We start from the raw sequence: 13,984 nt of genomic DNA on the forward strand, positions 1-13,984 counted from the left end.
CGAAGGCTGCGATCTTTTGATCTTATAAACAGCAAGATCAAAAGATCGCAGCCTTCGGCAGCTCCTACTGGGGATGTGTGGTGGGTCAGAGAATCTGTGGGGTTGAGCGGGCGACGATAGCTTCGACGTCCAGCCCACGTGGCAAGGCGCCGTACACGCGACCAGCACCGCTCAGACGGCTGGCAATGAACGCATCGCTGATCGCCGAGTTACCGGCCTCAAGCAACAGTTTGGCCTGCAAACCGAGCGCGATGTCCTCAGTCAACTGCCGCGCCCGATACTGAATGTCGCTCGTATCCTTGAACTGCGCCTGCAACTGCTGAATATGCGCGGCCAGTCGTTTGTCACCATGACCATTACCGAGTTCGCTGAACAACACATCCAGCACGCCCGGCTCTTTCGACAAGGCTCGCAGCACATCCAGACACTGCACATTCCCCGAGCCTTCCCACGTCGAGTTCACCGGCGCCTCGCGGTACAGACGCGGCAGGATGCTGTCCTCGACATACCCGGCGCCGCCCATGCATTCGGCGGCTTCGTTGATCATCCCCGGCGCGCGTTTGCAGATCCAGTACTTGCCCACCGCCGTCACCAAGCGCGCAAATTGCGCTTCGTGGCGATCATCCAGATGATCCAGCGCTTTGCCCATGCGCAAACTGAGGGCCAGCGCGGCTTCGCTTTCCAGGGCCAGATCGGCCAGCACGTTCTGCATCAATGGCTGTTCGCTGAGCAGTTTGCCGCCGACCTTGCGGTGCGCGCAGTGGTGGCTGGCCTGGGTCAGCGCCTGACGCATCAGCGAGCTGGAACCGACCATGCAATCGAAACGGGTCATGGCGACCATTTCGATAATGGTCGGCACACCGCGCCCTTCCTCACCGACCATCCACGCCAGCGCGCCACGGAATTCTACTTCGCTGGAAGCATTGGACTGGTTGCCAAGTTTGTTTTTCAGGCGCTGGATGTAGAACTGATTGCGCGTATCGTCCGGGCGATGACGCGGCAGCAGGAAGCAGCTCAAGCCCTTGTCCGTCTGCGCCAGCGTGAGGAACGCGTCGCACATTGGCGCGGAGCAGAACCACTTGTGCCCGACCAGCTCATACGCCTGCCCCGGGCCGCTGGCGCCGACCGGATAAGCCTTGGTGGTGTTGGCGCGCACGTCGGTGCCGCCCTGTTTCTCGGTCATGGCCATGCCGATGGTCACGCCGGCCTTGTGCGCCATGCCGACATTGCGCGGATCGTATTCGGTGGCGAGGACTTTCGGCAGCCATTGCTCAGCGAGATTCGGCTGCAAGCGCAGGGCCGGCACGCTGGCGAAGGTCATGGTCAACGGGCAACCGCTGCCCGCCTCGGCCTGGCTGTGCAGATAAGTCATCGAGGCGCGGGCGACATGGGCGCCATCCTGTGGATGCGCCCATGGCAGCGAGGTCAGGCCATGCTCGATCGCCGTGCGCATCAGCTCGTGATAAGCCGGGTGAAATTCCACCAGATCAATGCGATGGCCATAGCGGTCATGGCTGGCGAACACCGGTTTGTTCTGGTTGGCAAGGAAGCCGGCTTCCATCAACGGCCCGCCGGCGAGCGCGCCGTAGGCATCGATCCGCGACTCGGCCCAACCGGCACCAAAGCGCCGCGACCACTCCTGCAACGGCTGGTCGATGCGGTACAGGTTGGTGCCGTCCAGCGACGGCGGCTGGTTGGTGACTTCGTGGGTTTCGGCGAACTGATGCAGGTTCATGACGGGCTCCTTTGCTCAACCAAGAGATCCAGTTAAGCACCGCCCCAAGGTTGATCAAAGTGTCATATATGCCGATTTTGCGGCGCTTTTACCCTATCAACAACACAGTACGCGGCGCTCAAGTGCTGACTGCAAGTCCTCGAATTTCACCGGTTTGTTCAGGTAATCGATAGCGGCGCCGGTGCTGCAGAGCTCTCGGTCGGCGGTGAGCGCCAACATGAATACCGGCAAGTTCGCGCAGCCAGGCAACGCATGAATCTGGCAGCATAATGACGCGCCGTCGTGAGCCGGCAACTGGCAATCGATCAGCACTGCATCGAAGGTCTCCCGCTGCAGGCAGTCCAATGCCGCCGCACCGTTATCGGCAGTACGCACGCGGAAGCCGAGCTTGAGCAACATGCCGCGCATCACCAGTTGATTGACGCTGTTGTCGTCCACCAGCAACACCGTGCAGTCCTGCGGTGCACGTACGCAATCGTGCGAAGGTGTAGCGATCGGCGCAGATTCCATCACCGGCAATTCGAATTCGACATCCAGCTGGAAGCGGCTGCCACGCCCGGGCTCCGAGCGGTGCGTGAGCTTGCCACCGAGCAACTCGACCAACTGTCGGCAGATCGCCAGACCGACGCCGAGCCCGCCGTATTCGCGGGTCATCGAACCGTCGAGCTGGAAGAAACGCTGGTACATCGTCGCCTCGCCCAGATCGGTGAAACCAATGCCGGTGTCGATCACTGCGAACGACAGCGCCAGACGATTGCCCGTCGACGGTTTGCCGGTGACCCGTAGCGCCAGACCACCGACGCGGGTGAACTTGATCGCGTTATCCAGCAGGCACTCCAGGCATTGCGCGAGTTTGGCGCTATCGCCGTGCAGGCGATCCGGCAGGGTCGGCAGCACCTCGACTTTGAAGTCCAGCGACTTGCTCGCTGCGTTGCCGTCGAACTGCAAGCGCAACGCTTCAACCACTGCGCGCAGACTGAAGCTGCCCGGCGTGGCCTTGAGCTTGCCCGCCTGCAATTCGGTAAGGGTCAGGATGCCGTTGACCATGCGCATCATGTCCCGCGCGGATCCGGCGGCGGTCTGCTGATATTGCTCAAGCTCAGGATTCAGATCGACGGTCTGCATCAGCTCCAGCGAACCGATCACACCGTTCATTGGCGTGCGCAGTTCGTGGGTCAGGGTCGCGAGGAATTCGTCCTTGAGCTTGTTGCTGTGCGCCAGTTGCTGGTTAAGCACTTCGAGCTTCTGACCGGCGTCGTACAGCGTCTGCGCCTGTTGCTCACGCATCGCGTTGATGCGATCGGCCAGCGCCAGCGACAACAGCGCCACTTCGATGGCCGAACCGATCTGGCTGGCGTACATGGTCAGGAATACGTTCGGTAGCAAGCCCAGCACCATCAGCGTGTTGACGATGCCGCCGAGCAGGAACGCCGACCAGGCGATGATGAAATAACGCGCAACGCGCAAGCCGCGCCACCAGGCCAGAATCCCGGCGGCAAAAATCACCACGGTGAAGGTCAGCGCCAGCGTCGTTGCCAGGCGCAGGGCCAGGGCGTAACTGGTCATCAGCGACAAGCCGATGACCAGTGCACCGAATGCAATGAGTCCGATCAGCAACCGATCGAGCCAGCGACTGTGGTTTTTGGTCTGCAAGAAGGTGCGGGCAAACTGGCTGCCGAACAGGCCGGCGCAGCCGATGAAGAACGGCGTCGCCGCATTGGCCCACCATGGATTGTCCGGCCAGAAATACTCGACAGCGGCGCCATTCACGGAAAGTTGATACAGGCCGAACGAGGCGATGTAGAAGATGTAATAGAGGTAACTCGTGTCACGCACGCTGAGGAAGATGAACAGGTTGTAGACCACCATCCCCAACAGCACGCCATAAATGATGCCGAGCACGTACAGGCGCACCGGTTGATCTTCGAGGTACGCAGTACTGGACCATAACGTGACCGGTGCCTGAATCGAGCCTTCGCTGGCCAGTCGCAGATACACGGTTTGCGTTTGATCCGGCTTGAATGAAAGATCGAACAGATAGTTGTTCTGGCGGATCTCGCGACTGGCGAACGGCCAGGCGTCTCCGGTTTGCCGGACGAGGCGGTAGTCGCCATTGACGTCGGCCGTATAGAGGTCGAGATGGTCGAGCGGTGGATAAGCCAGTTCCAGCAGCCAGGTGCGCTGGGCGGCGGGATTGCTCGGGCGGTAATGCAGGTCGATTTTCAGCCAGAACGCCGAGCGCGAGTAGCCGGCATTGAGCGTGTCTTTATCGTGAGCTTTGAAATTGCCGGCGGCAGCTTGCGCACGAACATCGGCAATGCTCGCCTGACCGCTCGGGTCTTCGAACACTTGCAGCGACCGGCCCAGAGGGAGGCTCTGGGTAAATTCGTCGAATTCGACGGCGCTCGCCATAAGGGGCAAGCAGAACAACAACATCAGCAAATAGCGCATTGAAGCCCCAGCGTGGCTCGTCCGGTTGTGTCAGGAAGCCCCCCATTCCCTTTGAGTAGACGTAAAACCGGTATTACCTGTTATTGGTTTGGATCCAGACTAGCATAGCCGTTGATGGCCATTGAGCACCATTGAAATTTTTCCTACAAAGGCTCTAGAACGGGCGTTCCAGAGCAAAGCAGCGAGCTAGAGCTGTTGAGTTGGTCAGCTTGTGACAGAGCGGTCGGATTCTCCTGCCAGGTTATCGGCCCGGGACAACGGCACTGAACCGGAAAATCAGGTTTGGTGGTAAGCTCGCGCACCATGAATATCTACAGCTCCCGCCCCGTTGTCCTCTGTCTCTCCGGCCACGACCCAAGTGGTGGCGCCGGCTTGCAGGCAGATATCGAAGCCTTGCTCGCGCAGGGTTGCCATGCGGCTCCGGCCGTCACCGCCCTGACCGTGCAAGACACCGTCAACGTCACTGACTTCCGCGTCCTCGACCGTGAGTGGGTACTGGCTCAGGCCAATGCCGTGCTCAACGACTCCGAAGTCGCTGCGGTCAAACTGGGCATGCTCGGTTCGCTGGAAATGGTCGACACCATTGTCGAACTGCTTTCGGCGCACCCGCACTTGCCGGTGGTCTGCGACCCGGTGCTGCGCGCCGGTGGCGGCGGTCGCCTGGGCAAGGACGAGGTCGGCTATGCGATGCGCGAGCGTCTGCTGCCGCTGTCGATCATTGCCACCCCTAACCTTCCTGAAGCCCGAATCCTCGCCGAACTGCCCGAAGGCACTGCGGACGAGTGCGCTGAAAAACTCCTGCCGTTCGTCAAAAACCTGCTGATCACCGGCGGCCACGGCGACGAAACTGAAATCCACAACCGCGTGTACAGCCGCGACGGTCTGCGTGAAACCTTTATCTGCCAGCGCCTGCCGGGCAGCTATCACGGTTCCGGTTGCACACTGGCCAGTGCTTTGGCCGGTCGCCTGGCGCAGGGCGAACACCTCGCCAGCGCCGTGCGCAGTGCATTGGATTACACCTGGCGCACCCTGCGCGATGCAGAACAACTGGGCAAAGGCCAGTTCGTCCCGCGTCGCCTGCCGCTGGATTTCTGCTCGTAACGTCGTGAGGTCTGCCCGATGAAACTACGTGGCCTGTATGCCATTACCGACAGCGATTTGCTGGCCGGCAAGTTTCTGTCTTACGTGGAGGCGGCGCTGGAAGGCGGCGTCACCCTGCTGCAATACCGCGACAAGAGCAGCGACGAGGCCCGCCGTCTGCGCGAGGCCGAAGCGTTGCGCGATCTGTGCGAGCGCTACAAGACGCAACTGATCATCAACGATGACGCCGAACTGGCCGCACGCCTCAACGTCGGCGTGCACCTCGGCCAGACCGACGGCCCGCTGTCGCCGACCCGCGCCCTGCTCGGCTCCAAAGCAATCATCGGTTCGACCTGCCACGCGCAAATCGCGCTGGCCGAACAAGCGGCCAAAGAAGGCGCGAGCTATGTCGCTTTCGGTCGCTTCTTCAATTCCAACACCAAGCCCGGCGCACCGACCTGCAGCCTCGATCTGCTCGACGAAGCCAAACGCACGCTGCACCTGCCGATCTGCGCGATTGGCGGCATCACCCTCGACAACGCCGCACCGCTGGTGGCCCATGGGGTCGACCTGCTCGCCGTAGTCCACGGTCTGTTTGGTGCCGAGAGCACCGCCGAAGTGACCCGCCGCGCCCGCGCGTTCAATGAATTACTGAAAGTCTGATTTGAGAGCCCGATCATGTCTCGTTCCGAAACCCTGTTTGCCAATGCCCAGAAACACATCCCCGGTGGCGTGAACTCGCCCGTTCGTGCGTTCAAGAGCGTTGGCGGCACCCCGCTGTTCTTCAAACACGCCGAAGGCGCTTACGTTACGGATGAAGACGACAAGCGCTATGTCGATTACGTTGGTTCGTGGGGCCCGATGATCCTCGGCCACAGCCACCCGGACGTGCTCGACGCGGTGCGTAACCAGCTGCAACACGGCTTGTCGTACGGCGCGCCGACCGCGATGGAAACCGAGATGGCCGACCTGGTTTGCTCGCTGGTGCCATCGATGGACATGGTGCGTATGGTCAGCTCCGGCACCGAAGCGACCATGAGTGCGATCCGTCTGGCCCGTGGTTACACCGGCCGCGACAGCATCATCAAATTCGAAGGCTGCTACCACGGCCACTCCGACAGCCTGCTGGTCAAGGCCGGTTCCGGCGCCCTGACCCAAGGCGTACCGAGCTCGGCTGGCGTACCGGCAGCATTCGCCAAACACACCCTGACCCTGCCATTCAACGACATCGACGCTGTGGAAAAGATGCTCGCTGAAGTAGGCCAGGAAGTGGCATGCATCATCGTTGAGCCGGTGGCCGGCAACATGAACTGCGTACCACCGGCGCCGGGTTTCCTCGAAGGCCTGCGTTCGCTGTGCGACAAGCATGGCGTGGTGCTGATTTTCGACGAAGTGATGACCGGTTTCCGTGTCGCCCTCGGCGGTGCCCAAGCGCACTACGGCGTAAACCCTGACCTGACCACCTTCGGCAAGATCATCGGCGGCGGCATGCCGGTCGGCTGCTTCGGCGGCAAGCGTGAAATCATGGAACGCATCGCGCCGCTGGGGCCGGTGTATCAGGCCGGCACGTTGTCGGGTAACCCGTTGGCAATGGCTGCTGGTTTGACCACCCTGCGTTTGATCAGCCGTCCGGGTTTCCACGCCGAGCTGACCGACTACACCACGCGCCTGCTCGACGGCCTGCAACAGCGCGCCGATGCCGCTGGCATTCCGTTCGTGACTACCCAGGCTGGCGGCATGTTCGGTCTGTACTTCAGCGGCGCCGACGACATCGTCACTTTTGAAGACGTGATGGCCAGCGACGCTGCACTGTTCGGGCGCTTCTTCCACCTGATGCTGGAAGGTGGTGTGTACCTGGCACCGAGCGCCTTCGAAGCCGGTTTCACCTCGATCGCTCACGGCGAAGCCGAGTTGAAACTGACCCTGGACGCGGCCGAACGCGCCTTCGCTGCACTAAAGTAATCGCCGTACCGCTGACGTTGGCTATCGCCAGCGTCAGCATTCACCTACACCCACGCTGTTTTTCCGATGCCCCTGCTAAAAATCTCCCCTAAAGTGGGCGATATATTCCCCGCGCAGCAGAAAAACGAGTAAAGACTTTGTAAGGTTGGCCCTGCTTATTTCATAATGCGCGCTTATTGGATCCCTCGATGGGTCCGCGTGCCCTTCAGAGGTAAGTCGATTCCCATGAACCGCACCGGCCGCACCCTTGCCTTGGGCTGCCTGTTGCTCCTTCAGCCCCTGCTCGCGCATGCACAAGCAGGCGGCAACTCGTTGTTGATCCCGGCGATGGGTCGTTGCACCCTCAATACTCAGCCGCAAGACGTCACGCAGGCACTGGCCGCCTGCCAGAAAGCGGCGGACGAAGGGGATGCGCAAGCGCAATACGAGTTGGGTGAGTTCTACTACGACGGCAAGATTGCGCCGCGCGACCTCAATCAAGCCCTGAGCTATTTTGAAAAAGCCTCGCTGCAAGGCCACGCTCAGGCACAGTTCAAACTCGGCACGATGTTCTTCCACGGTGAAGGCGTGCAGGCCAACAACATTCAGGCGTATATCGTGTTGAAGATGGCCGCGGTCAACGGCGCTGAAGACGCGCTGGACACGGCCGACGAAGTCTCCGAAAAAATGTCCCGCGAAGACCTCGAAACCGCGACCCAGGTGCTCGGGCAAATTTTCCGTAAATACCTGATGGAACTGCAAAGCGCCGATGGGCGTACGCCGTTCTCGCCCCTTCCCTGATTTTTGCGCCGACCTTTCCGGCCCCTTCGCGAGCAAGCTCGCTCCCACAGTAGATCTCCAGTGTTCAGAAGATCCCCTGTGGGAGCGACGGTGCGACGATTCGACTTGCTCGCGAATGAGACGACTCGGTCTTGAAGCTTACTTCTCAGGCATCGGCATCGGGAACGGCATCACATTGCCGACCGCGCCGCGGGCTTCGCTGATTTTCGGGGTGCCCAGACGTTCCACTTCGTCGATACGCACGATCGAATGCATCGGCACAAAGCTGCGCACCACGCCTTCGAACTGCGCCTTGAGCTTTTCTTCGCTCGGGTCGACGACCACTTGCGTGCGCTCGCCAAAGACGAACTCTTCCACTTCCAGAAAGCCCCACAGATCACTTTGATAGATCTGCTTGGCGTACATTTCGAACACCTGGCCCTGGTTGAGGAAAATCACCTTATAGATTGGAGCTTCGCGTTTGGTCATGGCGGGGGGATAACGTCGGGGATAAAAATGAGGGCGCAAACTATAGCATAGCCACCGGACGCGCAGCGGTAGGAACCTGAAGGCTTGTTCCCTATAATGCCGGGTTCTTTGAATCACGTGATGACCCTATTCCATGGCCAAGAAGCTTTACATCGAAACCCACGGTTGCCAGATGAACGAGTACGACAGCTCGCGCATGGTCGATCTGCTGGGTGAACATCAGGCCCTGGAAGTCACCGCTCGCGCGGAAGACGCCGACGTGATTCTGCTCAACACCTGCTCGATCCGCGAGCGCGCCCAGGATCGCGTGTATTCGCAGCTGGGCCGCTGGCGCGAACTGAAACTGGCCAACCCGGACATGGTCATCGCCGTCGGCGGTTGCGTGGCCAGCCAGGAAGGCGCGGCGATCCGTGATCGCGCGCCGTACGTCGACGTCGTGTTCGGCCCGCAGACCCTGCACCGCCTGCCGGAGATGATCGACGCCGCGCGCATCACCAAGCTGCCGCAGGTCGACGTGTCGTTTCCGGAAATCGAGAAATTCGACCACTTGCCCGAGCCGCGCATCGATGGCCCGAGTGCTTATGTGTCGGTGATGGAAGGCTGCAGCAAGTACTGCACGTTCTGCGTGGTGCCTTACACCCGTGGCGAAGAAGTCAGCCGGCCATTCGACGACGTGATCGCCGAAGTCATCCACCTCGCCGAAAACGGCGTGCGTGAAGTGACCCTGCTGGGGCAGAACGTCAACGGCTATCGCGGCACCACTCATGACGGTCGTCTCGCCGATCTGGCCGAGCTGATCCGCGTTGTCGCCGCCATCGACGGCATCGACCGCATCCGCTACACCACTTCGCACCCGCTGGAGTTCTCCGACAGCCTGATCCAGGCCCACGCCGATGTGCCGGAACTGGTGAAACACCTGCACTTGCCTGTGCAGTCGGGCTCCGACCGGATTCTCGCAGCGATGAAGCGCAATCACACCGCGCTGGAGTACAAATCCAAGCTGCGCAAATTGCGCGCCGCTGTGCCGGGGATCTGCATCAGCTCGGACTTCATCGTCGGCTTCCCCGGCGAGACCGAGAAAGATTTCGAACAGACCATGAAGCTGATTGCCGACGTCGGTTTCGACTTTTCCTACTCGTTCGTTTACAGCCAGCGCCCGGGCACCCCGGCCGCCGATCTGGCCGACGACACCCCGGAAGAGTTGAAGAAAGAACGTTTGAACGCGCTGCAACATCGCTTGAATCAGCAAGGTTTCGAGATCAGCCGACAAATGGTTGGTTCGACACAGCGGATTCTGGTGACCGATTACTCGAAGAAAGATCCGGGCGAGCTGCAAGGACGTACCGAGAATAATCGTATCGTCAACTTCCGCTGCGAAAATCCAACCCTGATCGGTCAGTTTGCTGATGTACACATCGACGCTGCACAACCGCACTCGCTGCGCGGCTCGCTGATCCAATAAATGCAAAAGATCGCAGCCTTCGGCAGCTCCTACATGGATTACATTCTCCTGTAGGAGCTGCCGAAGGCTGCGATCTTGATGGTGTCGACGCCAAGAATATTTAAGAGCTTTCGCACCCAGGCCTCTGGCGTTATCCTTGATTTCATCTTAATTGCCCCAGGGCGGCTAAATACGACCTTGAACGCACCCATAGAACCACATCGTTTTATCCTCGAGCCCTTTGAGGCTCGCCGCTTCGCCAATCTGTGCGGGCAATTCGACGAGCATTTGCGCTTGATCGAACAGCGCCTGACGATCGAGATCCGCAACCGCGGAAACCAGTTCGAGCTGATCGGCGACCCCAAACACACCACTTCTGCGGAAAATCTGATTCGTCGCCTGTACCGGGAAACCAAAGGTTCAGAGCTGTCGCCGGATACGGTGCACCTGTTCCTGCAGGAATCGGCCGTGGTCGAGCTGGACAATCACGCCCCCGCCGAAGCGTCCGTTGCCCTGCGCACCAAGAAAGGCATGATTCGCCCGCGCGGCTTGAATCAACTGCGCTACGTGAAGGAAATCCTCGGCAACGACATCAACTTCGGCATTGGCCCGGCCGGTACCGGCAAGACCTATCTGGCCGTGGCGTGCGCTGTCGATGCACTGGAACGCGAGCAGATCCGCCGCATCCTGCTGGTGCGTCCGGCGGTTGAAGCGGGTGAAAAACTCGGCTTCCTGCCCGGCGACCTGTCGCAGAAGATCGACCCGTACCTGCGCCCGCTCTACGACGCACTCTACGAGATGCTCGGCTTCGAATACGTGGCCAAGCTGATCGAACGTCAGGTGATCGAAGTTGCGCCACTGGCCTATATGCGCGGTCGCACGCTGAACAACAGCTTCATCATTCTCGACGAGAGCCAGAACACCACCGTCGAACAAATGAAAATGTTCCTGACCCGGATCGGCTTCGGTTCTACCGCCGTCATCACCGGTGACATCACCCAGGTCGACCTGCCGAAAGGCACCAAGTCGGGTCTGCACCATGTGATCGAAGTGCTCAAAGACGTACCGGGTATCAGCTTCACCCATTTCCAGCCTAAAGACGTCGTGCGCCATCCTTTGGTCCAGCGGATCGTCGAAGCCTACGAGCGCTTCGAAAACCGTGACGAAGCACCCAAGGACACCCCGCGAAATGCTTGAGCTAGACCTGCAAATCGCGACTGAAGCGAGCGCGCCGAGCGAGGCTGACTTCCGCCTGTGGTGCGAACTGGCCCTGCGCCAGCGCACCGCCGACTCGGAAATGACCATTCGTCTGGTCGACGAGGAAGAAGGCCGCGAGCTCAATCACACCTGGCGCCACAAGGATTACGCGACCAACGTCCTGTCGTTCCCGGCTGAAGTGCCCGACGAGTTTCTCGACATCCCATTGCTTGGCGATCTGGTGATCTGCGTGGCCGTGGTCGAGCGTGAGGCCGCTGAACAGGGCAAGGAACTAAAGGCCCACTGGGCACATCTGGTCATTCACGGCTGCTTGCATCTGCTCGGTTACGACCATATAGATGACGAAGAAGCCGAAGAAATGGAAGCACTGGAACGCGAGTTGCTTGCTGAACTGGGCTATCCCGATCCGTACGCGGACGACGAACCCGAAACATCCCCTATCGTTACAACAAAGGATTCAGAGTAATCGCTATGAGCGAAGATCGATCGAGCAACGGGCAGAAGTCATGGCTGGGTAAACTGACCCAGGCTTTTGCCCACGAGCCGAAGAACCGGCAGGAGCTTCTCGAGCTGCTGCGTGATGCACATCAGAACAAACTGCTGGACAGCGAAGCGCTGGCCATCGTCGAAGGCGCCATTCAGGTGGCTGACCTGCAAGTACGCGACATCATGGTGCCGCGTTCGCAGATGATCAGCATCAAGGCGACCCAGACACCCCGTGAATTCCTCCCGGCCGTGGTCGATTCGGCCCACTCGCGCTATCCGGTCATCGGCGAAAGCCATGACGACGTGATGGGCGTGCTGCTGGCCAAGGATCTGCTGCCGCTGATCCTCAAGGAAAACGGCGACAGCTTCAACATCAAGGATCTGCTGCGCCCGGCCACCTTCGTGCCGGAGTCCAAGCGTCTGAACGTGTTGCTGCGTGAATTCCGCGCCAACCACAACCACATGGCCATCGTCATCGACGAATACGGCGGTGTGGCCGGTCTGGTAACGATCGAAGACGTGCTGGAACAGATCGTTGGCGATATCGAAGACGAGCACGACGTCGAAGAAGACAGCTACATCAAGCCACTGCCAAGTGGCGACTTTCTGATCAAGGCCCTGACGCCGATCGAAAACTTCAACGAGTTCTTCGACAGCGAATTCTCCGACGATGAATTCGACACCGTCGGCGGCCTGGTGATGAGCGCGTTCGGGCACTTGCCAAAACGTAACGAAATCACTGAAATCGGCGCCTATCGCTTCCGCATCCTGAACGCCGACAGCCGTCGGATTCATTTGCTGCGACTGACGCCAATTGCTCGTTAATTCTAAGGACTGAAATGCGCTGGACAACCCGCCCCGGCTGGCCCGGTAACTTGCTGGCCGTGGCGGCCGGTGCAATCACCACTTTTGCTCTGGCACCTTTCAACATCTGGCCGCTGGCTTTGCTGGCGGTCGGCTTGTTTTATGCCGGTTTGCGCGAGCTGACCCCGCGTCAGGCACTGGGCCGTGGCTGGTGCTTCGGTTTCGGCCTGTTCGGCGCCGGCACCAGCTGGATCTATTACAGCATTCACCATTTCGGCGGCGCTTCGGTGCTGCTGGCCGGTTTCCTGATGCTGTTGTTTACGGCGGCGATTGCCTGGTTCTTTGCCCTGCCCGCCTGGTTGTGGGCGCGCTGGTTGCGCCGTAACGAAGCACCGGTGGCCGATGCCTTGGCGTTTGCCGCTTTGTGGGTGGGCCAGGAAGCGTTTCGCGGCTGGTTCCTCACCGGTTTCCCGTGGCTGTATTCCGGTTACAGTCAACTCGACGGGCCGCTGTCCGGACTCGCGCCAGTCGGTGGCATGTGGCTGGTGTCGTTCGTGCTGGCATTGACTGCGGCGCTGATCTACAACGCGCCGCGTCTGCTGCAAACCGGCCGCAAAGGTTTTATTGCCGCAGGTCTCGTGCTGCTGGTTGGGCCGTGGGTGGTGGGCATTGCACTCAAGGGCTACGCCTGGACCAGCCCGTCCGGCGCGCCGCTGAGTGTTGCCGCGATTCAGGGCAACGTCGCCCAGAGCATGAAATGGGATCCGGCCGAACTCAACGCGCAACTGGCGCTGTATCGCGATTTGAGTTTCCGTTCGAAACCGGTGGACCTGCTGATCTGGCCGGAAACCGCCGTGCCGGTGCTCAAGGAATCTGCCGAAGGCTACCTGAGCATGATGGGCACCTTCGCTGCCGAGCGTAAATCGGCGCTGATCACTGGTGTGCCGATCCGCGAAACGGTTCGTCACGAAAAGCGTTTCTTCAACGGCATCACCGTGGTGGGCGAAGGCGATGGCACTTATCTGAAACAGAAACTGGTGCCGTTTGGTGAATACGTGCCGCTGCAGGATGTATTGCGCGGACTGATTGCTTTTTTCGACCTGCCGATGTCGGACTTCGCCCGTGGCCCGGCGGATCAGGCACTGTTGCAGGCCAAGGGTTATCAGATCGCGCCGTTCATCTGCTACGAAGTGGTGTATCCGGAGTTTGCCGCCAGCCTGTCGGCGCGCAGCGACCTGTTGCTGACGATCAGCAACGACACCTGGTTCGGCACCTCGATTGGCCCCCTGCAACATTTGCAGATGGCGCAAATGCGTGCACTGGAAGCCGGGCGCTGGATGATCCGCGCAACCAACAACGGCGTGACCGGACTGATCAACCCGTTCGGGCAGATCACCGAGCAGATCCCGCAGTTCGAACAAGGGATTTTGTACGGTGAAGTGGTGCCGATGCACAACCTGACGCCGTATCTGCAATGGCGCTCGTGGCCGTTGATCATTGTCTGCTTGCTGCTGTTTGGCTGGGCACTGATGGCGAGCCGGATGTCGAAAACCCTTTAA

12 protein-coding genes are annotated in these 13,984 nt (G+C 60.1%); 9 read left to right on the top strand and 3 right to left on the bottom strand.

Annotation, left to right across the window (positions count from 1 at the left end; genetic code table 11):
- Positions 1 to 85 precede the first annotated feature (85 nt).
- Together FGA82_RS07060 and FGA82_RS07065 are read right to left on the bottom strand one after the other, a co-directional pair.
- On the bottom strand, positions 86 to 1,735 hold the full coding sequence (locus FGA82_RS07060) for an acyl-CoA dehydrogenase family protein (protein WP_141126532.1): 1,650 nt from the start codon (positions 1,733 to 1,735) through the stop codon (positions 86 to 88).
- A gap of 96 nt (positions 1,736 to 1,831) precedes the next feature.
- On the bottom strand, positions 1,832 to 4,186 hold the full coding sequence (locus FGA82_RS07065; protein ID WP_141126533.1) for a hybrid sensor histidine kinase/response regulator: 2,355 nt from the start codon (positions 4,184 to 4,186) through the stop codon (positions 1,832 to 1,834).
- A 303-nt stretch (positions 4,187 to 4,489) separates the two neighbouring features.
- Between FGA82_RS07065 and FGA82_RS07070 the strand changes: the two genes are divergently transcribed.
- The 4 genes from FGA82_RS07070 to FGA82_RS07085 all read left to right on the top strand — a co-directional run bounded on the left by FGA82_RS07070 (position 4,490) and on the right by FGA82_RS07085 (position 8,008).
- Positions 4,490 to 5,287, top strand: coding sequence for a hydroxymethylpyrimidine/phosphomethylpyrimidine kinase (locus FGA82_RS07070; protein ID WP_141126534.1), 798 nt, complete (start codon positions 4,490 to 4,492; stop codon positions 5,285 to 5,287).
- Positions 5,288 to 5,305: 18 nt separating this feature from the next.
- A complete protein-coding gene (thiE, locus tag FGA82_RS07075; protein ID WP_141126535.1) occupies positions 5,306 to 5,929 on the top strand; it encodes a thiamine phosphate synthase in 624 nt (207 codons plus the stop codon).
- 15 nt (positions 5,930 to 5,944) lie between these two features.
- Positions 5,945 to 7,228 carry a glutamate-1-semialdehyde 2,1-aminomutase gene (gene hemL, locus FGA82_RS07080; protein WP_141126536.1) on the top strand — a complete coding sequence of 428 codons (1,284 nt, stop codon included), beginning with the start codon at positions 5,945 to 5,947 and terminating at the stop codon, positions 7,226 to 7,228.
- Between the two features lie 225 nt (positions 7,229 to 7,453).
- Entirely contained in the window at positions 7,454 to 8,008 is a 555-nt protein-coding gene (locus FGA82_RS07085; RefSeq protein WP_141126537.1) for a tetratricopeptide repeat protein, read from the top strand.
- 138 nt (positions 8,009 to 8,146) lie between these two features.
- On the opposite strand, the gene FGA82_RS07090 is transcribed toward FGA82_RS07085, so the two are convergent.
- Positions 8,147 to 8,476, bottom strand: a complete 330-nt coding sequence (locus FGA82_RS07090; RefSeq protein WP_003185742.1) for a DUF1820 family protein — start codon at positions 8,474 to 8,476, stop codon at positions 8,147 to 8,149.
- Between the two features lie 133 nt (positions 8,477 to 8,609).
- Between FGA82_RS07090 and miaB the strand changes: the two genes are divergently transcribed.
- The 5 genes from miaB to lnt all read left to right on the top strand — a co-directional run bounded on the left by miaB (position 8,610) and on the right by lnt (position 13,984).
- Positions 8,610 to 9,938: a tRNA (N6-isopentenyl adenosine(37)-C2)-methylthiotransferase MiaB gene (gene miaB / locus FGA82_RS07095; protein ID WP_141126538.1), complete on the top strand. Its 1,329-nt coding sequence runs from the start codon at positions 8,610 to 8,612 to the stop codon at positions 9,936 to 9,938.
- A gap of 177 nt (positions 9,939 to 10,115) precedes the next feature.
- Positions 10,116 to 11,114: a PhoH family protein gene (locus FGA82_RS07100; protein ID WP_141126539.1), complete on the top strand. Its 999-nt coding sequence runs from the start codon at positions 10,116 to 10,118 to the stop codon at positions 11,112 to 11,114.
- Entirely contained in the window at positions 11,107 to 11,601 is a 495-nt protein-coding gene (gene ybeY / locus FGA82_RS07105) for an rRNA maturation RNase YbeY (protein ID WP_007909643.1), read from the top strand. Before FGA82_RS07100 ends, ybeY begins: the two co-directional genes overlap by 8 nt.
- 5 nt (positions 11,602 to 11,606) lie before the next feature.
- Positions 11,607 to 12,446 carry an HlyC/CorC family transporter gene (locus FGA82_RS07110; protein WP_007909641.1) on the top strand — a complete coding sequence of 280 codons (840 nt, stop codon included), beginning with the start codon at positions 11,607 to 11,609 and terminating at the stop codon, positions 12,444 to 12,446.
- 14 nt (positions 12,447 to 12,460) lie between these two features.
- Positions 12,461 to 13,984 (top strand): apolipoprotein N-acyltransferase, encoded by a 1,524-nt coding sequence (lnt, locus tag FGA82_RS07115; RefSeq protein WP_141126540.1) that lies wholly within the window; start codon positions 12,461 to 12,463, stop codon positions 13,982 to 13,984.

This window comes from Pseudomonas fluorescens, assembly GCF_005938625.1.
In the GTDB taxonomy this organism is placed as follows: domain Bacteria; phylum Pseudomonadota; class Gammaproteobacteria; order Pseudomonadales; family Pseudomonadaceae; genus Aquipseudomonas; species Aquipseudomonas fluorescens_BD.